This is a genomic window from Thalassovita mediterranea (assembly GCA_019448215.1).
Taxonomy (GTDB): domain Bacteria; phylum Pseudomonadota; class Alphaproteobacteria; order Caulobacterales; family Hyphomonadaceae; genus Henriciella.
Map to the genome: position 1 here is coordinate 826074 of CP080408.1, position 24051 is coordinate 850124.

General features: G+C 61.2%; 27 protein-coding genes, 1 tRNA gene and 1 riboswitch. Of the genes, 10 read left to right on the forward strand and 18 right to left on the reverse strand.

Annotated elements, in window-relative coordinates:
• Nucleotides 1-21: 21 nt before the first annotated feature.
• Nucleotides 22-504, forward strand: coding sequence for a hypothetical protein (locus KUV46_03945; protein ID QYJ01554.1), 483 nt, complete (start codon nucleotides 22-24; stop codon nucleotides 502-504).
• Nucleotides 505-519: 15 nt separating this feature from the next.
• Here the strand turns inward: KUV46_03945 and KUV46_03950 are convergent, their stop codons facing one another.
• Complete coding sequence (locus KUV46_03950) at nucleotides 520-1236, reverse strand: SDR family NAD(P)-dependent oxidoreductase (protein QYJ01555.1); 717 nt, start codon at nucleotides 1234-1236, stop codon at nucleotides 520-522.
• A 396-nt stretch (nucleotides 1237-1632) separates the two neighbouring features.
• Nucleotides 1633-1719 (reverse strand) — tRNA-Leu (locus KUV46_03955).
• Between the two features lie 90 nt (nucleotides 1720-1809).
• On the opposite strand from KUV46_03955, the gene KUV46_03960 reads away from it, so the two are divergent.
• Both KUV46_03960 and KUV46_03965 read left to right on the forward strand, forming a co-directional pair.
• Nucleotides 1810-2409: an exopolysaccharide biosynthesis protein gene (locus tag KUV46_03960; GenBank protein ID QYJ01556.1), complete on the forward strand. Its 600-nt coding sequence runs from the start codon at nucleotides 1810-1812 to the stop codon at nucleotides 2407-2409.
• A gap of 101 nt (nucleotides 2410-2510) precedes the next feature.
• Nucleotides 2511-3047, forward strand: a complete 537-nt coding sequence (locus tag KUV46_03965; GenBank protein QYJ01557.1) for a disulfide bond formation protein B — start codon at nucleotides 2511-2513, stop codon at nucleotides 3045-3047.
• Here KUV46_03965 and KUV46_03970 read toward each other — a convergent pair.
• Nucleotides 3044-3502, reverse strand: coding sequence for a DUF3429 domain-containing protein (locus KUV46_03970; GenBank protein ID QYJ01558.1), 459 nt, complete (start codon nucleotides 3500-3502; stop codon nucleotides 3044-3046). The genes KUV46_03965 and KUV46_03970 overlap by 4 nt on opposite strands.
• Before the next feature lie 135 nt (nucleotides 3503-3637).
• Here KUV46_03970 and KUV46_03975 point away from each other — a divergent pair, with 135 nt between their 5' ends.
• The 3 genes from KUV46_03975 (at nucleotide 3638) to lpdA (ending at nucleotide 6217) form a co-directional block, all read left to right on the forward strand.
• Entirely contained in the window at nucleotides 3638-4267 is a 630-nt protein-coding gene (locus KUV46_03975; protein QYJ01559.1) for a hypothetical protein, read from the forward strand.
• Nucleotides 4268-4358: 91 nt separating this feature from the next.
• Nucleotides 4359-4724, forward strand: coding sequence for a hypothetical protein (locus KUV46_03980; GenBank protein QYJ01560.1), 366 nt, complete (start codon nucleotides 4359-4361; stop codon nucleotides 4722-4724).
• 89 nt (nucleotides 4725-4813) lie between these two features.
• On the forward strand, nucleotides 4814-6217 hold the full coding sequence (gene lpdA, locus KUV46_03985; GenBank protein QYJ01561.1) for a dihydrolipoyl dehydrogenase: 1404 nt from the start codon (nucleotides 4814-4816) through the stop codon (nucleotides 6215-6217).
• Between the two features lie 241 nt (nucleotides 6218-6458).
• On the opposite strand, the gene rpsP is transcribed toward lpdA, so the two are convergent.
• From rpsP to KUV46_04005, 4 genes are all read right to left on the reverse strand, one after another.
• Nucleotides 6459-6950, reverse strand: a complete 492-nt coding sequence (rpsP, locus tag KUV46_03990) for a 30S ribosomal protein S16 (protein QYJ01562.1) — start codon at nucleotides 6948-6950, stop codon at nucleotides 6459-6461.
• Nucleotides 6951-7083: 133 nt separating this feature from the next.
• Nucleotides 7084-7326: a chorismate mutase gene (locus tag KUV46_03995; GenBank protein QYJ02342.1), complete on the reverse strand. Its 243-nt coding sequence runs from the start codon at nucleotides 7324-7326 to the stop codon at nucleotides 7084-7086.
• A 47-nt stretch (nucleotides 7327-7373) separates the two neighbouring features.
• A complete protein-coding gene (gene ffh, locus KUV46_04000; protein ID QYJ01563.1) occupies nucleotides 7374-8834 on the reverse strand; it encodes a signal recognition particle protein in 1461 nt (486 codons plus the stop codon).
• A gap of 205 nt (nucleotides 8835-9039) precedes the next feature.
• The gene (locus tag KUV46_04005) at nucleotides 9040-9639 is read right to left on the reverse strand and encodes a GNAT family N-acetyltransferase (GenBank protein ID QYJ01564.1); all 600 of its coding nucleotides are present in this window, start codon (nucleotides 9637-9639) and stop codon (nucleotides 9040-9042) included.
• Between the two features lie 202 nt (nucleotides 9640-9841).
• Between KUV46_04005 and KUV46_04010 the strand changes: the two genes are divergently transcribed.
• On the forward strand, nucleotides 9842-10765 hold the full coding sequence (locus KUV46_04010; GenBank protein QYJ01565.1) for a hydrogen peroxide-inducible genes activator: 924 nt from the start codon (nucleotides 9842-9844) through the stop codon (nucleotides 10763-10765).
• Here KUV46_04010 and KUV46_04015 read toward each other — a convergent pair.
• Nucleotides 10762-12132 carry a dicarboxylate/amino acid:cation symporter gene (locus KUV46_04015; GenBank protein QYJ01566.1) on the reverse strand — a complete coding sequence of 457 codons (1371 nt, stop codon included), beginning with the start codon at nucleotides 12130-12132 and terminating at the stop codon, nucleotides 10762-10764. The two genes, KUV46_04010 and KUV46_04015, sit on opposite strands and share 4 nt — an antisense overlap.
• Before the next feature lie 129 nt (nucleotides 12133-12261).
• On the opposite strand from KUV46_04015, the gene KUV46_04020 reads away from it, so the two are divergent.
• Entirely contained in the window at nucleotides 12262-14052 is a 1791-nt protein-coding gene (locus KUV46_04020; GenBank protein ID QYJ01567.1) for a glycosyltransferase family 39 protein, read from the forward strand.
• 90 nt (nucleotides 14053-14142) lie between these two features.
• The gene (locus KUV46_04025) at nucleotides 14143-14376 is read left to right on the forward strand and encodes a DUF3072 domain-containing protein (protein ID QYJ01568.1); all 234 of its coding nucleotides are present in this window, start codon (nucleotides 14143-14145) and stop codon (nucleotides 14374-14376) included.
• Between the two features lie 14 nt (nucleotides 14377-14390).
• On the opposite strand, the gene KUV46_04030 is transcribed toward KUV46_04025, so the two are convergent.
• Together KUV46_04030 and KUV46_04035 are read right to left on the reverse strand one after the other, a co-directional pair.
• Nucleotides 14391-14753, reverse strand: a complete 363-nt coding sequence (locus KUV46_04030; GenBank protein QYJ01569.1) for a hypothetical protein — start codon at nucleotides 14751-14753, stop codon at nucleotides 14391-14393.
• Nucleotides 14754-14804: 51 nt separating this feature from the next.
• Complete coding sequence (locus tag KUV46_04035) at nucleotides 14805-16481, reverse strand: formate--tetrahydrofolate ligase (GenBank protein QYJ01570.1); 1677 nt, start codon at nucleotides 16479-16481, stop codon at nucleotides 14805-14807.
• Nucleotides 16482-16696: 215 nt separating this feature from the next.
• On the opposite strand from KUV46_04035, the gene KUV46_04040 reads away from it, so the two are divergent.
• A complete protein-coding gene (locus tag KUV46_04040; GenBank protein QYJ01571.1) occupies nucleotides 16697-17029 on the forward strand; it encodes a YkgJ family cysteine cluster protein in 333 nt (110 codons plus the stop codon).
• A 143-nt stretch (nucleotides 17030-17172) separates the two neighbouring features.
• On the opposite strand, the gene KUV46_04045 is transcribed toward KUV46_04040, so the two are convergent.
• The 8 genes from KUV46_04045 to thiC all read right to left on the reverse strand — a co-directional run bounded on the left by KUV46_04045 (nucleotide 17173) and on the right by thiC (nucleotide 23868).
• Nucleotides 17173-17391: a hypothetical protein gene (locus KUV46_04045; GenBank protein ID QYJ01572.1), complete on the reverse strand. Its 219-nt coding sequence runs from the start codon at nucleotides 17389-17391 to the stop codon at nucleotides 17173-17175.
• A gap of 113 nt (nucleotides 17392-17504) precedes the next feature.
• Nucleotides 17505-17972 (reverse strand): tail fiber protein, encoded by a 468-nt coding sequence (locus tag KUV46_04050; protein ID QYJ01573.1) that lies wholly within the window; start codon nucleotides 17970-17972, stop codon nucleotides 17505-17507.
• A 39-nt stretch (nucleotides 17973-18011) separates the two neighbouring features.
• On the reverse strand, nucleotides 18012-18518 hold the full coding sequence (locus KUV46_04055) for a hypothetical protein (GenBank protein QYJ01574.1): 507 nt from the start codon (nucleotides 18516-18518) through the stop codon (nucleotides 18012-18014).
• Nucleotides 18519-19816: 1298 nt separating this feature from the next.
• Nucleotides 19817-20044 (reverse strand): SlyX family protein, encoded by a 228-nt coding sequence (locus KUV46_04060; protein QYJ01575.1) that lies wholly within the window; start codon nucleotides 20042-20044, stop codon nucleotides 19817-19819.
• A 411-nt stretch (nucleotides 20045-20455) separates the two neighbouring features.
• The gene (locus KUV46_04065; GenBank protein QYJ01576.1) at nucleotides 20456-21133 is read right to left on the reverse strand and encodes a hypothetical protein; all 678 of its coding nucleotides are present in this window, start codon (nucleotides 21131-21133) and stop codon (nucleotides 20456-20458) included.
• A gap of 1 nt (nucleotide 21134) precedes the next feature.
• Nucleotides 21135-21533 (reverse strand): RusA family crossover junction endodeoxyribonuclease, encoded by a 399-nt coding sequence (locus tag KUV46_04070; protein ID QYJ01577.1) that lies wholly within the window; start codon nucleotides 21531-21533, stop codon nucleotides 21135-21137.
• A gap of 98 nt (nucleotides 21534-21631) precedes the next feature.
• Nucleotides 21632-21988: a hypothetical protein gene (locus tag KUV46_04075; GenBank protein ID QYJ01578.1), complete on the reverse strand. Its 357-nt coding sequence runs from the start codon at nucleotides 21986-21988 to the stop codon at nucleotides 21632-21634.
• The gene (gene thiC, locus KUV46_04080) at nucleotides 21988-23868 is read right to left on the reverse strand and encodes a phosphomethylpyrimidine synthase ThiC (GenBank protein ID QYJ01579.1); all 1881 of its coding nucleotides are present in this window, start codon (nucleotides 23866-23868) and stop codon (nucleotides 21988-21990) included. The genes KUV46_04075 and thiC overlap by 1 nt, the downstream gene beginning before the upstream one ends.
• A 31-nt stretch (nucleotides 23869-23899) precedes the next feature.
• A riboswitch (TPP riboswitch) is annotated at nucleotides 23900-24028 on the reverse strand.
• Nucleotides 24029-24051 lie beyond the last annotated feature (23 nt).

Sequence of the window (24051 nt, forward strand, 5' to 3'; positions counted from 1 at the left end):
CACCGAAAGGCAGGATCCCGCATGAAAAAGACCTATCTTGCAGCCGGCATGGCAGCACTTCTTCTGGGCGCGTGCACCACGGCCCAGCCTTATGGCCCGGCGACATCAGCGAGCGCGCAAGGCTTTACCGTCCAGCCGATTGAGTCTGACCGCTACCGCGTCAGCTACACGGCCCTCTCACCAGAAGAAGCGCGCAGCTACGTGCTGCGCCGCGCCGCAGAAGTGACAGTCGAGAATAATGCCGACTGGTTCCGCATCGTTGGCGGCTACATCGACAGCGATGAGAGCAGCCGCCCGCGATCCTCACTCTCCATTGGCGGTGGCAGCTCGTCTGGCCGTTATGGCTCCGGGGTGGGTGTTGGCGTCGGCATTGGCGTTCCGCTTGGCGGAACCAGCCAGAAGACGACCGAGAGCATCGAAATCCTGATCGGCCGCGGTCCGCGCCCGGATACGCCGCAGGCCTACAATGCCCGCTCCGTGCTCGAAAACACACCTATCCGGTAGCGACCACCAGCCCCGTCAGGGCTCTATCAGCTCACCCTGCCAGTCGAAGACCTTGCCCGTATCGGCGGGCGTCAGCTTGCCGATCACGTCGAGCAGATATCCCGCAGACTGTTGCGGGGTGAAAAGCTGCTTGTCGGGCACATTGCCCTGAAAAGGCTTCGAGAGGCCGGTGTCCACCGTGCCCGGATGAAGCCCGACGCAGATGCTCTCTTCGGACTTGCGGGTCCACTCAATGGCGAAGTTGCGGATCAGCATGTTGAGCGCGGCTTTCGAGGCGCGGTAGGCATGCCAGCCACCAAAGCCATTGTCGCCAATAGACCCGACCCGCGCAGAAAGCGCTGCAAAGACAGCCCGCTCGCCGCGCGGCATCAATGGCAGGAAGTGCTTGGCGACGAGGCCCGGCCCGAAGGTGTTGAGGCGGAAGACGCGCTCATAGGCCTCCATCGACTGATGGCGCCAGCTCTTCTCCGGCTGCAGCGCGTCGCCGTCCGACAGGATGCCTGCCGCGATAATACAAAGCTCGACCGGCCCATCCTCTTTCACGCGCGCGGCGGCCGCTTCGATACTTTCCTCGTCTAGAATATCGATTTCGCCCGGCGTGACACCGTCCGGCCAGTCGCCGCCCGCGGAACGCGACAGGGCGTGGATCGACTGAAACCAGCCGCGCGCATGCAGCTCCTCGACCAGTGCTCGGCCAATACCGCCCGTGGCTCCAATGATGACAGCTGACATGTGCGGCTCCCTTCTGAGATGGGAGGGGAGGTAGTGCATGCAGAGTGGGAGGAAATGGGAATTGAGGTCGCACGCTTTAGCGGCAGTCTAGCAGCCTTGAGCCCGGCTCATGTGAGGCGCACAGCGCCGATACGGAGCCAAACAAAAAAGCCCCTGCCGGGGCATTCATTTCGTAAAATCAGTCCACTGAATCGGCGGCTGCCGCCGCATTCTCCGCCTTAAATCGATCCACCGGATCGATTGATCGCTGGCGCGACCGAGCACAGCCCTGAGCGCGACCCATGTGAGGCGCGTAGCGCCGATACGGGGTCAGAACCAAAGCGCCCCTGCCGGGGCATTCATTTCATAAAATCAGTCCACTGGACTGATTTTTGATCTTCGATCACCCGAAATGAATGGTGCCCCGGGCCGGACTTGAACCGGCACTCTGTTGCCAGAAGCGGATTTTGAGTCCGCCGCGTCTACCAATTCCACCACCGGGGCCGGGCTGGATTGCGTGCATCGCTCTGCCTCATGGTCCTCGCGGCGTCAATCATCTCGACCAGTGCGTCAAAGCGCGCTAACAGCCGCCACATGACGCAAGAGCTTTCCCCCCGGACTTTCCTGCAATCTATCGAGTCGATGGCCCAAGAGGCGCCGGAAGACGGCTTTTCGCTTCGTGAGATCTTTGACCGGCTGCATGAGCGCGCCTTCGGGGCGGCGCTCTTTATCCTCGCCCTGCCCTGCTGCATTCCGTTTCTCTATGGCGTGCCACAGATCGTGTCGCTGCCCATGATGGTACTGGCCGCGCAGATGGCGATAGGCCGGCGCGAGCCCTGGCTGCCAGAGAAGTTCGCGAGCCGGAAGATCGACAAGAAGGGCCTGACCCGCACGGCAAATGGCGGGCGCAAATGGTTCGGCTGGCTGGAAAAGATTGCCCGCCCGCGCCTGACTTTCCTGATGGCGCCTGTCGGTGAGCGGGTGATCGGCTTCTTTCTGGTCTTCTTCTGCGCATCCATCCTCGTGCCGCTGCCATCGACCAACACCGTGCCAGGCATTGGCGTTGCCATTGTCGCTTTCGGCCTGATGGCGCGCGATGGCATCCTCGTTATTCTGGGCTCGATTATCGGCACGGCATGGATCGCGACCCTCATTGCGCTCGTTGCGCTGGGCGTGCGAACCGTTAGCGGCTAGAACCTAGGCAACTGCATCTGCGCGCGATGTCGCATTGCAGGCTCTTGCACAGGTCTCCATTCTGCGAGACGCACAAGACCCTCTGGCGAACGGCACAGATTATGGACGCGGCTCTTTCCCCACTCCTTCGCACCTGGCGCTGGCCGGTCATCGCATTGGTGATCTCGCTTGTCATGCTGGCGACGGCGCACGCGTTTGAGCGCCTCGCTTTCCTGCTGCCTTGCCAGCTCTGCCTGCGTCAGCGCGAGGTCTACTGGGCTGCCGCAGCCATGGCGGTGACAGGCGTCATCCTCTGGAACATCCGAAACAATCGCCGCTTCCTCGTTGCGTTCAACGTGATGCTCGGCCTCGTCTTCACGACGGGCGCAGTTGTCGCCGCATATCATGCCGGCGTGGAGTGGAGCTGGTGGCCAGCCCCGTCAGGCTGCACAGGCGAAGCGGTAGACGTCATGGGGCTCTCGCTCGATGGCCTCAATGACCGCACGGCCGTCGCCTCCTGTACGGACGCGCCATGGCGCATGCTCGGCCTTTCCATGGCTGGCTGGAATGCGCTCGTCTCGGTCGGTCTTGCTGCGATCAGCTTTGTGGCCGCGGGTCTTGCCTTCCCAAGCAGCTATGGTGAGCTGGAGCCTGCCTAGAACAGGTAAGCCTGCACGGCCCACGCGCCAATCAGCGACGCGATAACAACCAGGCTGACACCAAGACGCAGCGGCTTGAAGCTGGACGGCACCTCGCTTGAGCGAAGGTCCCAGATGAGCTGCAGCGCAAACAGCCCGGCATAGGCGAGAAACCAGATCGGCCCCGGCGCAAGGATGATCGCTGGCGGAAGGATTGCCCAGCCCGCGAGCGACGGACAGACGGACAGCACAAATGTGCCGGGTTTTGGGTCGCGGCTTGCCAGACCCAGCCCCCATCTGATGCCACCCAAAAATGACAGGATGACAGCGCTATAGGTCTGCAGCCAAAGCGCCGCGGTCGAATTGGTCGGCGCGTCCAAAAAGGCCATGGCGATCGCAAGGCCCACAAAGGGGATGGCGCCTGTCGCCGTCAGCAGGAAAACGGTCTTGCGCGGGAAAGATGTCTGTTCGGTCATGCCAGCAGATATGAGACGCACCGGCGCAATGACGAGTGGCACGCCGGAAATTGTGAAGAGAAGCTTTCGAACCTGTCGCCAATTCGAACGCTAAATTCATGCAGCATCAATTGCGCCCGGGTTAGTCATGGCATCATGTCACGCCGCCTCATCTCTTTCCTGATTGCGCTTGTTGCGATCTTCTTTGCCTTCGCCTGTCTGACGGCAATCAGGTGGCCCAGCATCATGATGGTGCTGGTGATGTTCTTTCACCCAGACCCTTCTCTTGGACTGGAGAACGTGAACTGGCGTGAGCTCGGCTTTGTGTACGGCGCGCCCTATTTTCTTGGCTCGCTCTGCTTCTATGCCGCGGCTGCGTCGCTGGCCCGCCGTCAGGGCAGCCTTCTCTGGTACGGAATGGGCTGCGCAGCGGTCTCGCCCAGCCTTCTCATGCTGCATTTCTCCGGCCCATGGTGGATGGACCCAAGCGGCCTGCAAGGCGTTCTGGTCGGCGGCGCGCTCATTCTTGTCATGCTGGGCCTCGCTGCCCTCCTGCTCGAAGATGAGCGCAATGACGGCCCGCGCATTGTTACGGCGGACGGCGAGCAAGGCGTGCATCTCTCCCGCGAACAATTTGAGCAACTGATGGCGCAGCGAAACGCCCCCGCGAAACAGGAAGCCGCGCCCAAGCGCCGCCGTGGCCCGGTCCCTGCTGCCATTGCACGCCAGCGGGCGCAATTCGCTGCAGATGGCCGACGCATGCTCGCCCGTCAGGGGCGTCTCTAGCTACCTACCGCCAAATTGATCTACTGCCGCCCTTGGCGTTGCCCGACCTGCCCGCTATGTGACAGGAAAGCAGGCTTCGGGGAGGAAGATCATGCTGGTCAGACGGATTGCCGGACTTGCCGGGGCGGCTGTTTCAGCCTGGATGCTCTGGGAAACCATCACCCCCATCATGCGCCAGATCTCGCTCGGCAGTGACCTTGCAACAGAGCTTCTGAACCCGCCTGTTTCCCTGCTGCGCGTGGTCGCAACCTCACTGCTGATCATAGGCGGTCTGCTCGCTCTCGGCGCTATTCGCGGCGCAGTCTGGGTATTCTGCGCCGGCGCACTCGTCTTCGCCCTGATGACCGGCGCCATGATCTCGCTCGGCGCCGACTATACTGTGTGGGCGGATGAGGCGATCCTTGCGCCATTCCTGCTCGTTATCTGCGGTGTCCTGCTTTTCTGTCCGCGCAAGTGAGCCTTGCGCTGAGGCCGCATTGATTTCGCCCCACCAGTGCTTAGGTTCGCGGGCAAGCAAACCTTGTTCAGACTCACAGGCAAAATTCCATGTCAGACACTTACGACGTAGTCATCATCGGCGGTGGCCCGGGCGGCTATAATTGCGCGATCCGCTGCGGCCAGCTTGGCCTGAAGACCGCTATTATCGACAAGCGCGGCGTGCTTGGCGGCACCTGCCTGAATGTTGGCTGCATCCCGTCCAAGGCCCTGCTGCACGGCTCTGAGCTGTTCGCAGCCGCCAAGAACGACTTTGCAGGTCTCGGCATCAAGATGAGCGGGCTCGAGCTCGATCTGAACCAGATGATGAGCCAGAAGACCGACGCAGTGAACGGCCTCACCCAGGGCATCGAGTTCCTGATGAAGAAGAACAAGGTCGACTACGTCAAAGGCTTTGGCCGCATCAAGGAAAAAGGCATTGTCGAAGTCGACGGCGAGGATGGCGAGCAGAAGACGCTGAACACGAAGAACATCGTGATCGCGACCGGCTCTGTGCCCTCCTCCCTGCCGAACATCGAGATCGACGAAGAGCGCGTCGTCACCAATGAAGGCGCCATTGCCCTGAAAGAAGTGCCAGAGAAGCTGATCGTGATCGGTGCTGGCATTATCGGGCTGGAGCTTGGCTCCGTCTGGTCGCGCCTTGGCGCCAGCGTCACCGTCGTTGAATATCTCGACCGCATCATGCCTGGCGCCGATGATGAAATCGCCAAGGAAGCCCAGCGCACATTCAAGAAGCAGGGCCTTGAGTTCCGCCTCGGCCAGAAGGTCACCGGCGTTGAGCGTATCGACGGTCATGTGAAACTCTTCATGGAGCCTGCTGCAGGCGGCGATCAGGAAACCCTCGAAGCCAATGCGATCATCGTCGCCGTTGGCCGCCGTCCCTACACTGAAGGCCTTGGCCTCGAAGCTGTGGGCGGCAAGACCGACAAGCGCGGCGTCATCGAAACGACCGACCACTTCAAGGTCACAGACGGCGTCTGGGCGATCGGCGACTGCATCCACGGGCCTATGCTAGCCCACAAGGCCGAAGATGACGGCGCTGCTGTCGCAGAGCTCATCGCGGGCAAGGCCGGCCATGTCGACTATGACCTCGTCCCAAGCGTCGTTTACACCAATCCGGAAATCGCCTGGGTCGGCAAGACCGAAGCCCAACTGAAAGAGGCGGGCATCGAGTACAAGAAGGGCAAATTCCCCTTCCAGGCCAACTCACGCGCCCGCACCAATCATGAGACGACCGGCTTCGTGAAAATCCTGGCCGACGCCAAGACGGACCGCATTCTCGGCGCACACATGATGGGCGTCGGCGTCGGTGAGATGATCCACGAGATCTGTATCGCCATGGAATTCGGCGCCGCCTCCGAAGACGTCGCCCGCACCTGCCATGCCCACCCGACCATGTCCGAAGCCGTCCGCCAGGCCGCCATGGGCGTCGAAGGCTGGACGATGCAGATGTAGACCGTTCTTCCCCCTTCTCCCTCGGGAGAAGGGTCGGGGATGAGGGGGCGCTTGCCTTGTACCAAGTACATCGCTGCAGTGATGCGCGATCACCGCTTCGCTGCGACCTATGGGAACGCTGAAACGGCGTTTCCCCTCACCCCTGCCCCCTCTCCCAAGGGAGAGGGGAAAAGACTTCAAAGTTCGGAAAAAAAAGGCCGGGCATTGCTGCCCGGCCTGAATAACTCGCTGGTCGATAAGACTAGCTGGTTTTCTCTTCTTCAGCAGCCTCTTCAGCCGGTGCTTCTTCAGCTTCGGCTTCGGCAGGGGCTTCTTCTTCAGCAGGTGCGTTCTTGGCTTCTTCAGCCGCGCGCTTTGCTTCTTCTTCAGCTTCCTTGCGGGCAGCTTCTTTCTCGGCTTTCTCTTCAAGGCGCTCTTTCGCCTTGGTGCCTGGCTCGCCCTTGTTCGGGTTGTTGCCGTGCTTCCACTCAACGATTGGCTTACCGTCGACTTCGATCTGGCTCAGGAAGCGAGCGACGCGCTCGGTCGGCTGTGCACCCTTGCGGATCCACTCAGCGGCCTTCTCACCGTCGATGCTGACGCGCTCTTCAGAGTCTTTCGGAAGACGCGGGTTATAGGTGCCGAGCTTCTCGATGTAGCGGCCGTCGCGCGGGGCGCGAGCGTCAGCAACAACAACCCGGTAGAATGGGCGCTTTTTCGAACCGCCGCGCGAAAGGCGAATTTTCAGAGCCATGGTGTATCTCCTTAAGTGTCTTATGGCTTCTTTTGCATAGGGCTCGTGGCTGATCGCTGGTCTGCACCAGCGGCCACTGCGCCGTCGTCTTGCTTGTGGAGGGCAAGGGTCTGGCGTGTCTTGATGGAGAGGATCATTCCTGACCTCCCCGGATTTTCTCGTGGTGGCGAATGACTTCGGCCACGATGAAATTGAGGAATTTTTCAGCGAAGGCCGGGTCGAGGCCGCTTTCGCTCGCAAGGCGCTGGAGCCGCTCGATCTGGCGCGCTTCGCGGGCCTTGTCGGCTGGCGGCATGTCATTCTGCGCCTTCAGCACGCCGACCTGCTGGGTCAGCTTGAAGCGCTCTGCCAGCGTGTGCAGCAGGATCGCATCCATATTGTCGATACTGGCGCGAAGGCGTTCGAGATCGTCGAGCGGGGAGGTCACTTCTTCTTACCCCCGCCAAGGCCCGGAGGAAGCTGGCCGCCGCCGAGACCGGGAAGACCGCCCGGCATGCCTGCGCCTTGGCCCATCTTGGCGATGTCTTTCGGGCTGACGCCTGCGCCGCCAAGCGCGTTCATCATGCCCTTCATGCCGCCCTTCGACATCTTCTTCATCATGTCGGCCATCTGGCGGTGCATCTTTAGCACCTTGTTGACGTCGGACACTTCGACGCCGGCACCCGCAGCAACACGCTTGCGGCGGGACGCGTTGAGCAGCGCTGGCTTCTCGCGCTCTTTCCGCGTCATGGAGGAGATAATCGCCTCCTGACGCTTGATGACATTGTCATCAACATTGGCCGCAGCCATGGCCTGTTTGGCCTTCTTGGCACCCGGCAGCATGCCCATGATGCCGCCAAGACCGCCCATTTTCTGCATCTGCTTCAGCTGCTCGGCGAGGTCATTGAGGTCGAACTCACCCTTGCGCATCCGCTTGGCCATGCGCTCGGCCTTTTCCTGGTCGAGCTGGTCGCCGGCGCGCTCAACGAGGGAGACAATGTCGCCCTGGCCAAGGATGCGGCCCGCCACGCGCTTGGCGTCGAAGGCATCGAGGCCATCGAGCTTTTCGCCCGTACCGAGGAATTTGATCGGAAGACCCGTAACCGCGCGCATGGAGAGCGCGGCGCCGCCGCGGCCATCACCGTCCATACGGGTCAGCACAAGACCGGTGAGCGGCAGGCGCTCATGGAAACGGCGAGCGGTTTCGACAGCGTCCTGACCGGTCAGGGCGTCCGCAACAAGGAGAGTTTCCTTCGGCTGCGCGATCTTTGCGATCTCGGCCGCCTCAGCCATCATCTGCTCATCGATGGAGGTCCGGCCTGCCGTATCGAGGAAGACAACGTCATGGCCACCAAGCTTGGCCGCCTGAAGGGCGCGCCGGGCAATCTCTGCCGGCATCTGGCCCTGAACAATCGGGAGCGAGGTGACATTCGCGCCAAGCTGGTCTGCCAGAACAGCAAGCTGCTCCATGGCTGCCGGACGGCGCACGTCGAGCGAGGCGAGCAGGACTTTTTTCTTGTCGCGCTCTGAAAGGCGCTTGGCGATCTTGGCGGTCGTCGTCGTCTTACCAGAGCCCTGAAGGCCCGCCATCATGATGACAGATGGTGGATTATCGACGCGAAGGCGGGTTTCGGCATCTTCGCCGCCCAGCATCTCGACAAGACCGTCATGGACGATCTTGATGACCTGCTGGCCCGGCTTCACCGAACGGATGACTTCTTCGCCAACCGCGCGCTCTTTGACCTTACCGATGAAGTCCTTGACCACTGGAAGCGCGACGTCAGCCTCCAGCAAGGCGACGCGGATCTCGCGCAGCGCAGCGGACACGTCCTTCTCGGACAGCGCGCCGCGCCCCGTAAGTCCGTCAAATATACCGCCTAGGCGGTCTGTCAGCGCGTCAAACATCGCGTTACTCCCTGCTTGCCTGTGACCTCACAGGTAAGCGCTCATCATGTTGCGCGCAAAGCATGAGCCCTCCGCTGAGCGAAAAGTCGCCGGGCGGAGTCTTCGCCGGGCTCTGATCTGCAGGGCAGATACGGTCCCGGAAAAGTGCGCTTCATGTTGTGCGCTGGAATTTCAGACGCCGCTAAACCACGAGCGGCTGTGGAAATCAAGTATTGGAGTCGGCGGCGCGCGTTTCAATCTGCTCGCCCAGCGCCGCCATCGCGTCCCGAATCTCGTCGCCGACCAGCGACAGGACGACAAGGTCGGCCCAGCTCCCGTCGGCAAAGCGCGTATGCTGGCGCAGGACGCCTTCCCGCGTTGCGCCGATCTTCTCAACCGCAGCAATAGCGCGCTCATTCTTCTGCGACAGCCACCACGCGACCCGCCGCGCCCGCCACTGATAGGCCCGTTTCAGCATGAGGTACTGAATGTGATCGACAACCTCGCTGCCCCGAAGGTCCGGCTGGATCCAGTTATAGCCGATACGCGTGCGCCGGTTCATCCGGTTGGGATTGAGAAAAGCGGAAAGACCGATCAGGCGGTCATCTTCTTCCCGCACGGCCGCCATGACCTGACCGGTACCTAGCTTCGCCATTTTGAGAGAGTGGTCGATATAGGCGTCGATATTGGTGCCGGTCGCGATCAGCGGCATGGAGCTCCACATATGCTCGGCTGCATTGCTCGTGCGGATCGTTGTCCGGTGGCCCTCATCGAGCGGCTCAAGCCGGAGCATTGCCGTATGTAAACCTGGTGCACCAAGTTCCATGATAAGCCTTCAGTACCGGTCACCCGGCGTAGACAAGCAGGCCAAAACGCCTAGGACTGAACGTGTTATCGTTCGCGTCTTATCGTACAACGCAAAGCCCGCCTTGTCTGCACTTTGCCGGGCTTGCGTTTCGATGAAGTGAGAAGACGAGATTGCACGCGGTCAGGTTCCAGCCCATTTCCGCCGGGCGAGGTGTGAAGAGATGCAGCTACCAACCCTGAGACAGCTCCAGTTCCTGTGCGCGCTGGCTGATGAACGCTCCTTCTCGCGCGCTGCCGATGTCTGCAACGTCACCCAGCCGACCCTGTCATCGGCCATCAAGGAAATCGAGACCCTGCTCGGTGTGCAGCTGGTTGAGCGCGAGGCACGCGGGGCCAGCCTGACAGCCGCAGGCGAAGAAGCGGTCGAGCGGGCGCGGGTCATCATCTCCAGCGCGGCCGATCTTGTGACCGCCGCCCAGCAGGCCGGTGCCCCGCTCAGTGGCCCATTCCATCTTGGTGCCATCCCGACACTTGCGCCGTATCTCCTGCCGCGCACGCTCGCCTCGCTCCGCGACGATCACCCGGAGCTGAAGCTTTATTTGCGCGAAGACCAGACCGATCGGCTGCTAGATGGGCTGCGCAAGCGCCAGCTGGACGCGGCGCTGATCGCCCTTCCCTGGCCGACCCCCGGCATCGAAACTGAAATCCTCGGCGAGGACGAGTTCCTCTTCATTGGCCCCAAGGACCACAAACTGTCCAAGGCCGACCATTTGCGCCCTGAGGACCTTGCCAGCGAAGACCTTCTCCTCCTCGAGGATGGTCACTGCCTACGTGATCATGCGGTCTCGATCTGCGCCCTCAATCCGTCGCGGCCAGGCTCTGATATCGGCGCGACATCGTTGGCCACACTCGTGCAGATGGTCGCTGGCGGACTTGGCATCTCGCTCGTGCCGCGCATCGCATCAGAGGCTGGCGTCGCCGCTGGCGCAGATGTCACCATCCGGCCATTCGAGACCCCCGTCATCGGTCGTCAGATTGGCGTTGCATGGCGCGCAGGAAGCGCACGCGAAGTCGATGCCCGCCTCATCGGGGATGTGGTCAAACGCGTTCTGGCAGGCTGTCAGGGCGAGACAGCAGCCCGCTAGTTCAGCATCGTCTGGTCGATCTCCGCCGTCGTATTGTCTTCGGCGCGGAAGACGGCCTCATCGAGCTCGCCTTCCCACTTTGCCACCAGCGTGGAGACCGCAAGGTCGCCCGTAATGTTCGTGACGGTCCGCATCATGTCGAGCAGGCGGTCAAAGGCAAAGAGCGGCGCGAGGATGACGAACATCTGGTCAGGCGTCGCGCCAACCACGGCAAGCGTCGTCGTCGCAAGGAACAGGCTGACCGACGGAATACCGGCCGTGCCGATTGAGACCAGCGTCGCCATGACTGCGACGGTAAAGTACATGCCGATGGACACATCGATGCCGAGCGCCTGCGCCGCGAACAATGCGATCAGGCCCTGATAGAGCGCAGTCCCATCCATATTGATCGTGGAGCCAAGCGGCAGGACAGAGGACGCCACAGGCTTTCCGATACCAAGGTTCTTCTCAGCCACGCTCAAAGTCACTGGAAGCGTCGCGCTGGAGGATGAGGTCGAAAACGCAACGAGCTGCGCATCGGTGATCCCGCGGAAGAAGGGGATAAGCGGCAGCTTGCCGATGACTTTGATGAGAAAACCATGCGTCAGCAGCATGTGCAGGGCGCAGGCGAGATAGAGGGCCACAGTCATCAGCGCCAGCGAGGACACAACGCTGAAGCCCTGATCCGCCATCACCCAAGCCATGAGTGCCGCGACACCGAAAGGCGCCGTCTCCATGACGATCAGGGTCAGCTTCAGGATCGCTTCTGCGCCCGCATCGAAGACCTTGGCGACCGGTTGGCCAGCCTCACCCGCCATCAGGATGCCGATGCCGAACATGATCGCAAAGAAGATGATTGGCAGCACATCACCCGCCGCCATCGACGCGACGATATTCGTCGGCACGATGGAAAGAATGGTGCGCATGATCGACTCGTAGACGCCAACCGTCTCAAGCGCGCCGCCGCCTTCAAGCCGCTGCTGTGTCTGGGCGATCTGCTCCGGTGTGACCGATGACAGGTCATAGCCGACCCCCGGCTGGAAGATCGTGCCCATGATGAGACCGAGCGTCACAGCGACCAGGGTGGTGAACATGTAAACGCCGATGGCGCGGCCACCCAGACTGCCGAGCTTTTTCGGGTCGCCAAGCGCCAGCACGCCTGACACCAGCGTCAGGAAGATAAGCGGCACGACCAGCATGCGGATCAGGTTGAGGAAGAGGTCACCCAGCGGCTTGAAGATCGCAGCGATCTCGCGTGAGCGCTCAATGCCATCTTCGGTGCCCATGGATGAAATCATGCCGTATCGGACCGCCGCGCCGATCGCGAGGCCAATGGCAAGGCCGATCATTACGCGTTTCCAGAGATCAATCCGAAACCAGGCTTTCATGGGCAGGCCCCTTTTCCTCAACAGCAAGCGGTAACCCTAGACCGCGCCGATACGGAAGCAAAGCCCGCTTGGGATGAGACAGCTCTTACCCGTTTCAAGCCCGCTCATTTAACGCTACAAGCACGCCACATGACTTGGATTGATCGCCTTTCGACCGGCTGGAAAGCCTGGCTTATCCTGTTTGCGCTGACCATGACGGCAGCGGCGCCGGGTGTCTTCAACCTGCCCGCCCTCGACCGCGACGAGAGCCGCTTTGCGCAGGCCTCAAAGCAATATCTTGAGACCGGCGACTATATCGCGATCCGCTACCAGGATGAATTCCGCAACAAGAAGCCTGCCGGCATTCACTGGCTGCAGGCAGGCTCCACAGCCGTTTTTGGCGAAGGCGAAAACCTCGACATCTGGACCTATCGCGTGCCTAGCTGGATCGGCGCGGGCCTTGCAGTGCTCGCCTGTTTCTGGGCCGGGATCCCCGCCATTGGCAGGCGCGCCGCCTTCATGGGCTCGGCGCTTTTTGGCGCGAGCCTGCTGCTGACATCCGAAGCGCACATCTCAAAGACGGACGGCGTTCTCGTTTTCTTGATTACGCTGGCGATGGGCTGTCTCATCCGGCTCTATCTCAGGAAGGACAATGACAAGCGGCTCGCGCTGGCCTTCTGGATCATCCATGGGGCGGGCTTCCTCATCAAAGGCCCAGTTATCTCTCTCGTCGCCGGCATGGCGATCCTCGTTCTCTGGCTCTGGGACCGGCGCGACCATCAATGGATGAAGGCGCTTGCCTGGTGGCCAGGGCCGCTGATCAGCGTTCTCATGGTGCTGCCATGGCTGATCGCGATCCAGATCGCGACGCAGGGCACCTATGTCGAAGGCGCCGTCGGCAAGGACCTCAAGGACAAGCTGGTTTCTGCTTCGGAAGGGCATGGCGGCCTGCCGGGCTATCACCTCATGCACCTTCCTGCGTGGTTTTTCCCGGGCATCCTCCTCTTCGTTCCAGCCCTCGTCCTCTGCTGGCGCTATCTGCGCCATCGTACCCTGGAATCCTTTGGCGATGTGGACCGCGACGCGCTGAAATTCATCGTCGCATGGGCCTTCACCACCTGGCTCTTCTTTGAACTCCTTCTGACCAAGCTCAGCCACTACATCCTGCCCGCCTATCCGGCGTTTGGCCTGCTTTGCGGCTGGGCGGCGGTGAAACTAATGGAAGACGCCCGCGCGCCGGTCTCGCGCTATCTCTCCACCGCCCTCTTCCTGATTGGCGGCGTCGCGCTCGTCCTCTTTACCTCCCCTTGGGCGGTCGAGATGCTTCAGGCCGACAAGGCAGGCGATTTCCGCACCGTGACCGAAGACGCCGTCATGGCGCAATGGCAAGGCGCAAGCGACTTCCCGCTCTGGCTCTGGGCGCCCGGCGCACTTCTCGTCCTCCTCGCAGCAGGCGCGATGATCGCCCGCAAGATCGGAATTGCGATTGCGGGCGGCGTCCTCGCTGCCCTGCTTCTTGGCTGGCAGGCGCGAATCTACGTTCTTCCAACGCAGACCTGGATACAGGCCACCGAAACCGGCAAGCTCGCCCTCGCCGAGGTTTGCGGCATCCCCCGCAGCGATTGCGGCGACACCAAAGCCCCGGACCGGGTGCTGGCGCTCGGCTTTGCAGAGCCGTCCTATGTGCTGACCCTCGGGACGCAGAATTTGCATCCACCAGAAACGCCGACAGAGCTACCTGCCGACGATGCCGCCTATCCAGTCGTCTACCTCGTAAACTTCGAAGATCCGGACGCGGATGCAGACTTCAAGGCCGTGCAAAAATCAGCCGAAGAACTTGGCCGGTGCGAGACGCGGTCGACGCCTTATTACGCGCTCAACTATTCAAACAATGACCCGGTCGCCTTCACGGCGGTGCGGTTTGAGGCCTGTGATAATTAGGAATTGAGGCCAGTGGCCGACCAATAAGAGGAACCGAAGGGCGGTTAGAACATTTAGTGAACATACTTCTAATTAATGGAGCCATGTTCAATGAGTTACTCAGCCACCGATACCCCAAAGACCTACGCCCTCTCCAATGCGGAGAAATCGCCCGAAAACTGGACGACAGGCGATGAGCCAATGACTGGCGCACAGGCGTCCTACCTGAAAACCCTCTGCGAAGAGACCGGCGAAACCTTCGATCCAAAGCTGGATAAGGCTGAAGCCTCCATCCTGATTGACAAGCTACAGGGCAAAAGCGACCGGGTCGATGATGCCGGCTAGGACTTCAGGCCTCGTCAGCCCTTCTTCTTGGGGCCGGCATAGCCCTTCTTGCGCTCTTCATCGCTGAGGCTGGCCCACCAGTCAGCGTAGGAGCTGTCCTGCGGCGCCTTCATCGTTTCGTCCTGCGCACCATCATCCCACCAGACGGGGCCGCGCTCACCGAGGGCCTCCTTGGCGGCGTTGACCTGCCGACGCGCAGCTTTCAGCCGCGCCTCATTGTTCTGGATTTCCTTCACCTTGCGGCGGGCCGCCATCAGGTTTGCCGTCAGCGCTTTCAGGCCCGCTGGCGTGAGACGCGGGTCAGAGCGGCGCCAGAGCTTGCCGGCGGCAACAAAATAGCGCCCATCGGGCGTCTGGGGATAATCCTTTGAAGGCATGGATTGGGCAATTGGGCGCGGAAGACCTATACGTCAAGCCTGCCTTAACCGTCAGGACAGTCCTTCGATATTACCGTCCGCATCGAGTCCGATGGACTCGGCGGCCGGCACACGCGGCAGGCCTGGCATGGTCATGATCTCTCCGCAGAGGGCGACAACGAATCCTGCCCCTGCCGAGAGGCGGACATCGCGCACAGGCAGAACAAAGCCGCTTGGCGCACCGCGTAGCCCCGGATCGGATGAGAAGCTGTTCTGCGTCTTCGCCATACATACCGGCAGGTGGCCATAGCCGTCCGCCTCCCAACGCTTCAGACGCGCATGCACCGACGGGTCAGCTGACACGGTACTTGCGCCATAAATCCCGGTCGCAATGGCTTCGATCTTGTCCATCAGGCCAAGCTCATCGCGGTAGAGCGGGGCAAACTCTGCCTCATGGGAATCCGCGATGGCCGCGACTTTTTCGGCGAGCTCCAGCGTACCCTTGCTGCCATTTGCCCAATGGGTGCAAACGATCGCTTCAGCGTCTTTGCCCGCCACATAGGCGCGGATCGCATCGATCTCGCTTTCAGTATCGGCGTGGAAGTGATTGATCGCGACGATAACCGGCACGCCGAACTTGCGCATATTGTCGATATGGCGGCCAAGATTGGCGCAGCCTTCGACGACGGCAGTCGGGCTCTCTTTGGGCAGGTCCGCCAGTGTCACGCCGCCATTCAGTTTCAGCGCGCGGCAGGTCGCGACGACGACGATGGCAGACGGCGACAGTCCGGCCTTGCGGCATTTGATGTTGAGGAATTTCTCAGCGCCAAGATCTGCGCCAAATCCTGCTTCGGTGACGACATAATCGGCAAGCTTCAGCGCCGTCTTCGTCGCAATCACCGAGTTGCAGCCATGCGCGATATTGGCGAAGGGGCCGCCATGAACGAAGGCGGGGTTATTCTCCAGCGTCTGGACGAGGTTTGGCTGTAGCGCATCACGCAGGAGCGCCGTCATCGGGCGGTCCGCCTTGATGTCGCGGCAGAAGACCGGTGAGCGGTCGCGGCGATAGGCGACGATGATACTGCCGAGGCGCTTTTCGAGGTCTGCAAGGTCTTCGGCGAGGCAGAGGATCGCCATGATTTCCGAGGCGGCCGTGATGTCGAAGCCCGCCTCTGCCGGAAAGCCATTGCCCGGCCCGCCGAGCGAGGTCACGACTGAGCGAAGCGCGCGGTCATTCACATCGAGCGCCCGGCGCCAGGTGATCCGGCGGGTGTCGATGCCAAGCTCATTGCCCCAGTGGATGTGATTGTCGATCATCGCCGACAGGAGGTTGTGCGCAGCCGTGATGGCGTGGAAATCGCCGGTAAAGTGGAGGTTCATTTCCTCCATCGGGACGACTTGCGCATAGCCACCACCTGCGGCCCCGCCCTTCATCCCGAAACAGGGGCCGAGCGACGCTTCGCGAATACAGATCGCGGCCTTCTTGCCGATCGCGTTGAGACCGTCGCCAAGGCCGACAGTGGTCGTCGTCTTGCCTTCGCCAGCAGGCGTCGGATTGATCGCCGTGACGAGGATTAGCTTCCCATCCGGTCGCCCCTCAAGAGAGCGGATAAACTCCCTCGAGACCTTGGCCTTGTCATGGCCATAGGGGATGAGATCGCCCGGCGGGATGGCGAGTTTCTCGCCGATTTCCTGGATCGGCCGCTTCTTTGCGGCGCGCGCAATCTCGATATCGCTCTTGTGGCTCATAGGCTTTCAACGCTCTCCCCTGCTCGCGCCTCGAAATTAGGGCGTAAGGGGCCCGGCGGCGAAGCCTGTCATGATGTCCCTTTCCTATCAGACCCTGCAGGCGGCGAAAGCCCCATCAGGATTTTGCTTGCTGGCCTCACACCGTTGGAATATTTACCAGCCGCCGCGGGCCGATGCGGGCGGCCGCATCCGCGCGGTGGGTCCTTTGACAACGAATGTCCAACAAGGCGTTTGACTGTGTGTCCTGCGGGGCGTGCTGCTTCAGCCGTAACCCGCGCTATCTGAAACTGCTGCCTTATGACGCCTCACGGGAGCTGCCCGACGAGAGCCTAATCCACGAGACTGGCGAGACCTATGTGAGCTTTGCCTGCGGGCACTGCGTTCACCTCGACCTCTCCAATGGCAAGGCGGCCTGCCAGGTCTATGAGGACCGCCCCGAAGCCTGCCGGGCTTTCCGAGCCGGAAGCTTTGAGTGCATGAAGGCGATCCGCGCCAATGGCATCATGGGCGAGAAGGTCCGCCAGCCCGTCCCGGATGTTGCCGCCTAGACCAATTCCGCTTTCAGCGGGATCGGTCGTCGGTTTGTTTGCGCTCACGCCAGCCCGCTGATGCGGGCGGCTCCGCGGGGGCGGCGCATTCGCGCCGGGCTCGCCTTTCTCGCCTCCGCGTTTCCGTCGAAGTCGGAAACGCTCTAGTGCGGCGTTTCCAGCTTTGGCCGGGCGCGGCCCATGGTCCAGTTTGACTGGCCGCGCACTTTCGGGTTCGGGGCGCACCAGATCTCTCCGGTGGCCGTGATCACCGTGACCCAGATGAGGTTATGCTCCTGGCCGTAATCGATGACGGCGATGGCAAAGCCGTCCCCCTTGTCGGTCACCGTCATGGGGATAGGCGGGTTGAGCTGCGTGAACATGGCTGCGCTTTCGTTGAGCAATGAAGGATCAACAGCGCGGCGCGAGATTTGGTTTCCACCCCGCGCGCTGAGACCGCCCGCAGCTTAACCTCGATCATGCAGGAGAGGGCCTCCTACCCCCGTGAAGGATAAATGCCCTGCGTCACCACGCACTGCTTCAGCACGAGGAAGGGCGGCATATTCTCGCCCGTCGTGCTGTCGCCCATCACCTCGCCCTCCCCGAAATCGACGGGGACCGGATTGTTGGTGGCGTTATTTTCAAGACCGCCCTTCGCGCCTTGCTGGCGCGGGGTGAGCCCCGGACCATCGCCTGCGCCAATCACGGTGCGGCCGCGAAGGTCTGGCAGGGCAAAGGTCGTGCGCCCGTCGCCGCCATAGAAGGTGCCGAAGAGGGAGAAGAGCGCCGTATTTTCGCTGATCGAGAGAAGGCGCCCATCCGCCTCCAGCGTGCCACGCGGGCAGAAATTGAAGCCGACCGTGATGATCTCGCCCAGATACTCGTCCGGCCCGGCATGGGCGGTCGGCGCTGCAGCGATGGCGAGCGTCGTGAGCGCGGCGGCGGCGATGGTTGTTTTCAGCATGTGCGTGTCCCCTCTTTTCTCGATTAGCTATTGATGGCGCTAGTCCGCAGCGCGTTCAAGCGTCAGCCCGGACGGATGATCGGCGCCCTCGCCGTCGCGGTAGATCTCGCTGCGCTCCAGCGGGCCATCACCGCTCCATGAGAAGGAGAGGTCATGCTGGTGCTGCTCGCTCGCCGGGTCGTAATCGGTCACATCCCTGAAAGTGAAACGGATGGCGTCACCCTCGCTTGAGGTGAGCGCCATGCGCGGCTGGTTGCCTTGCGGGCAGTAATGGGTGGCGAGCAGCGTATCGCCGTCACGGTGATAGAGGGTGAGCGAGTGGGGTGCGCCCTGATAGGTCCACTCCTCGACCAGGACCGAGCCACGCGCACTCGTGCTGAACCCAATGCGCAGGCCATGCTCTGGCTGGCCCTGCAGCTGCCAGCTGCCTTCAAGAGTCTTGAGGCGCTCAAAGGCTGTGGCTGCCGCGCTGGTGTCAGCAAGGGCAGGCCCCGCAGCAAGCGTGATGAAGGCAGCAAGCGCCGCCGCGCAGTGTGTTTTCAGCATGGCAATGTCCCCCCGATGTGCCGTCTGGCGAGACTTTAGAGGGAGGCGGGACTGCGGCAAGGGGTGTTTGGGCAGGGGGGCGCGTCTCGCCCGCGTGGTTCGACTTCGCTCACCATGCGGGCTTTTCGGATGTCCCAACCAACCGCTCATCCCGGCGCAGGCCGGGATCTCGTGAAGCAGGCGCTGACCTTCTCCCTTCTCCCTTCTCCCTCGGGAGAAGGGTCGGGGATGAGGGGGACTGAGCTTCCAGCACACGCTGTGATTTGCAGTGATGAGCAAAGGCGCATCACTGCCGCTGTTTCATAGTGCCTCGGCGTAGCTCCCCCTCACCCCTAGCCCCTCTCCCAAGGGAGAGGGGAATTGTTCCACAAACACCAATATCGCCACGCGGGGCATCCCGCTGGCGGTACGCTTGCAGTCTCGCCCCAGTGACAGGGCCGGGCGCGTCCAGGGTGGACGCTGTAGGTAATGCCAGCCTTTCGGCGTGGCTGTAGAGCGTGCGCCATGGACGCGCCCTGCGAAGAATTGCCCGCTCGTTTGACGCGGGCCGCCCAGAGGACTCAGAAAGGCGAGCCGTCGCCTGACTGGACAAGTGGATAGCGCGGACCGCCATTGGCAGGGCCGTTAGTCCCATACCGGCAGCACTCGTCTCCTTCGCACTCCGCTCATGGGCAGCATTTGCCGCGCATGAGCCCTCCCGCCTCTGCCTGCGCGCACCGGGGTCTGTACCGGCGTGCGCAGCGTCAACGAAAACCATCACCTTCCGGTCGGTCCGGACCGCCCTGTCTGGTGATGGGAGGCGTGTAGTATGGGTCGGGCTTGAGAGGGTGGGGATGGATTTGTTTTGTCCTACGCCCTCTTCGACCCGCTGCGCGGGCCACTTCCCCCGCTTGCGGGGGAAGAAGAAGCCACGTTGGCGTCGCGCTTTCGTCCCCCGTTCACGGGGGAGGTGCCCGGCAGGGCGGAGGGGGTCTTGTTGTGGGCGCTTCACTCCGAAGATACCTGCGTCCTTCGACTTCGCTCAGGATGAGGGGCAGGTATCCATAGCGGGCCCCAAAGCCGGCAGCTAACGGTTCAGACGAAATACCTTGGACCCCTGCCTGCGCAGGGGTCTTCGGGAAGGTAGGATGAAGCCTTAAAGTCCGGCGTCACGCTCGACCGCGGGACGCGGTCTGAGCGTCCATCTTCTGACTTGAGATGATGAGGACGGCGGCGATAGCAGGAGCTGGACCCTCAGACGGGCTATCGCCCGTCGAGGGTGACGCTCTCCATGAGCGACACGCCCCGAACCCTCACCCTCAATAATGCGGCGGGGGACGATTGACCGGGGCGGCGGCTTCGCTGATGGCCTGTTCGCTGTCGGCGACCCGCTCGGCGAGGCGAACCACCTGCCGCTCCAGCCGCTCGATCAGCTTCCACTGCGCCGTGATGGCCGCGTTGAGGTCCTCAATCGTCTGGTCCTGATGGGCGATACGGATTTCAAGCTCGTCGAGGCGGGTGGAGTCTGTCGGGGCGCTGTCGGTCATGGGGGCGGGATTAGCGGCGCGTGTGGGGTGAGGCAATATTATACCTCCGCTCACCCCGCACTTGATCCGGGGTCTCGTGAAGTAGGCGCCGCGCTCTAACTGGCTGAGATCCCGGATCAAGTCCGGGATGAGCGGATGAGTTGGGAGGGCGGTGGGTGTCCGATCTGATTTTGCGGGTCAAGGGTGTAATCCGAAGGACGCGAAGCGCCCTTGACCCGCAAAATCAGATCGAAAAAGGCTGGCTATGGCCAAATGGCAGAAACTGCCATTTGGCCATAGTGTACTTGTTCGGGCCACCAGAGCCAGCGGGTCGGCGATGGAGGCGCAACCGCAATTCCGCCAATTGTCGTTTGAGGCATCGGATCACAGGTGCGGGCTGACATCCCGCACTACGGCGAAACGGACTTTGGCTTACTGAGTTTCGCGTTCAAACTGCCGAAGCATCGTTTCCAAAACACTCATCAAACGATCGATGTCTTCGTTCCGAATGCTCGTGTTGAGCGCACCATGGAAAAGCGCGTTACGTTTATTTGCGATTACCCTCAGATGCCTGGCAGAAGTATAGCTAATCTCACCCATTTCTTCGAGCGTTGAAATGATCTTAGTTGGGCTAGTAACTCGAGCGTGGCGAGCACCTTCGAAGCCGGCAGTATACTTCTGATAAGTGGCTTCAAAAACAATCCAAGCCCATGCGAATGCCGCTTGAATAAATTCTGCGCTTCGCAAATTGCGGGCCGTATCGACCGCTGATCTGAGCAGATCTAGATCTGAGATCTCCAGCTCTTCAAGCAGATCTGGAAAGTCGGATACATAGTAGGTTTTGAACGTCCATTCAGGCTGAGACTCAAACGACTTAGCTAATTCCTGCAACCTCTTTGAATGACTGCGACCTGATGAGTGCACAACCTCAATTGCAACGTTTGTATATGGCTTAAATGCTATAGCGTCGACACCTCGACGTTCCAAAAACTCAGGCAACAACGATCTGGATGGCTGAGCTACGAACTCATATCCCTTTTCTTCGTACTCCCTTTGCAGGCGTCGAAGGATCGCTTGTTCACTGTCGAAAAAGTCCAGTTTGGCCGACATCTTAGTTCACCACATCAATGCTAACATATACAATTGGGCGTTTCGCTTTCAAAGCGGCGAGCAATGTTTCAGACGGTGACGAGAATACATCGACACCCCCTTCAATGTGCTTCGCCACATGCAAATCGAATATCTGTCGGTCGTCCGAATAGATTACTCCGCGCAACGCATCTAAGATAGGCTTAGTGGCATTGTCTAAATCGCTAGCTAGATCGGTCTCCACGAAAAATAATAATTCGAACTCTAAGGGCTCGAAAGTAACAAAGGTTTGCGGCTGGAGCTTCGCAATAGCGGCCGCTTCAACGCGAGCCTGCCATGCTCTCAAGTTCGCTTTGTTTTTGGCCTGCGCTGAAACTGGAACGCCCGGCAGGAAGAACTCGAAGGGAAATTCAGGTTCCAAAAGTCAGCACCCCGGTCGAAACTTCGCTGCGCCATGTATAATGCGCTTTGAATTGTACGCCATCCGCCGCTCGTTAGCGGCGCTCGCGATAGGCGCCGCTACAACTTGGTTTCGGATTCAATCACCGCATTGCGCCAAAAAAATACTTTTATCGAGGTCTGCCAGCGCAAATCGTGAACGCTCCCGTCTTCCACCGTATACTTTAACGACAGCCATTTATCGGCAGGGTATGATGAGAAGGAAACTAGCGTATGCTCGCCGGGTTCAAGCTCTACGTCTGAAAATCGAGAAAAGCCCACTACAGACCCATCCTTTTTCCTTTGCTTGACGGCCAAGGTTCCCGGCGCGATAGCGCGCTGCCCTTTATTGGTTAACCGCAACGTCATGTGTCCCCACAATGGTTGCCAAGTTCTGCCCCACACGGATTGGATTTCAGCACTCAAATCTGTAGACATCAACTCTCCCGCTCCACGTACAACTTCCGGCCCATAGCCGCATACTCCGCGCTCTTCGCCTTCATGCCTTCTTCCGCCGCACGCGCCTGGCGCTCAAGGTCCGCCTTTTCATTGTCCGTCATGCCGGCCGCATAGTCGCGGACCTCTCCGGTGATCTTCATGGAGCAGAATTTCGGGCCGCACATGGAGCAGAAATGGGCGACCTTGTGGGCCTCTTTCGGGAGGGTCTGGTCGTGATAGTCGCGAGCGGTTTCAGGATCGAGGGAGAGGTTGAACTGGTCCTCCCAGCGGAACTCAAACCGGGCGCGCGATAGCGCGTCGTCGCGGATCTGCGCGGCAGGGTGGCCCTTGGCGAGGTCTGCGGCGTGGGCGGCGAGCTTGTAGGTGATGACACCAACTTTGACATCGTCGCGGTCCGGCAGGCCGAGATGCTCCTTGGGCGTCACGTAGCAGAGCATGGCCGTGCCGTACCAGCCGATCATCGCCGCGCCGATACCGCTGGTGATGTGGTCGTAGCCGGGCGCGATGTCCGTGGTGAGGGGGCCGAGCGTGTAGAAAGGCGCCTCGCCGCATTCGGTGAGCTGCTTGTCCATATTGATCTTGATCTTGTGCATCGGGACGTGGCCCGGCCCTTCGATCATGACCTGGCAGCCCTTGGCATGGGCGATCTTGGTGAGCTCACCGAGGGTCTCCAGCTCTGCGAACTGGGCCGCGTCATTGGCGTCCGCGATGGAGCCGGGGCGGAGGCCATCCCCCAGGCTGAAGGAGACATCATAGGCGCGCATGATGTCGCAAATGTCCTCGAAATGGGTGTAGAGGAAGCTCTCTGTGTGGTGGGCGAGCATCCACTTCGCCATGATCGAGCCGCCGCGCGAAACGATGCCGGTGACGCGCTTTGCGGTGAGGTGGATATAGGCGAGGCGCACGCCGGCATGGATGGTGAAATAGTCGACGCCCTGCTCACACTGCTCAATCAGGGTGTCGCGGTAGACCTCCCATGTCAGGTCCTCGGCGACGCCGTTGACCTTTTCGAGGGCCTGATAGATCGGCACGGTGCCGATGGGCACGGGGCTGTTGCGGATGATCCATTCGCGCGTGTTGTGGATGTTGCGCCCCGTCGACAGGTCCATGACATTGTCGGCGCCCCAGCGCGTTGCCCAGACCATCTTGTCGACTTCTTCCTCGACCGATGAGGTGACGGCGGAATTGCCGATATTGGCGTTGATCTTAACCAGGAAGTTACGGCCGATGATCTGCGGCTCAAGCTCTGGATGGTTGATGTTTGCCGGGATGATGGCGCGGCCCTTGGCGATCTCATCGCGGACGAATTCCGGGGTGATGAAGGCCGGGATTTCGGCGCCGAAACTCTCGCCCTGGTCGATCTGGTCCTGCGCGTTTGCAAGCTGTTCCTGACGGCCGAGATTCTCACGCTCTGCGACGTAGATCATCTCTTTCGTGATGATGCCAGCGCGGGCGAATTCGTATTGGGTGACGGGTTTTCCGGGCAGGCCGCGAAGGGGCTTGTGATAGGTCGGGAACTGGCGGGCGAGATGCTTGCCGCTGACACCGCCATTGTCCTCTGGCTTGACCTCACGGCCTTCATATTCCTCGACGCCGCCGCGCTCCAGCACCCAGTCAGTGCGGTGGCGGGCGAGGCCCTTCTCGACATCGATAGTGACCGACGGGTCGGAGTATGGGCCGGACGTGTCATAGACGGGCACCGGCTCTTCATTGGCCGACGGGTGCAGGTCGATCAGGCGGCGCGGAACGCTGAGGGTGGGGTCGGCCTTCGGGTGGGTGTAGACCTTGCGGCTGGCTGGCAGCGGGCCGGTGGTGACTTGCGGGGTCTGGAAGTCAGACTGGTTGGTGGGCTTGTTCATGTGGGGTCTCTCCAAAAGGTTTGAGACCCGGGGGCGCGTGGTTTTCCGTTCCTACGCCGGCCACCTCCACAATCGGAGATTCCCCGGATCAGGTTCTAAGGGTGCTGGACCTGCGTCTGGCCCATCTCAGCGCTAGCAATACGCGCCCCTCGGATTGAGTGGACCGTAGAGGAAAGCGGCGCG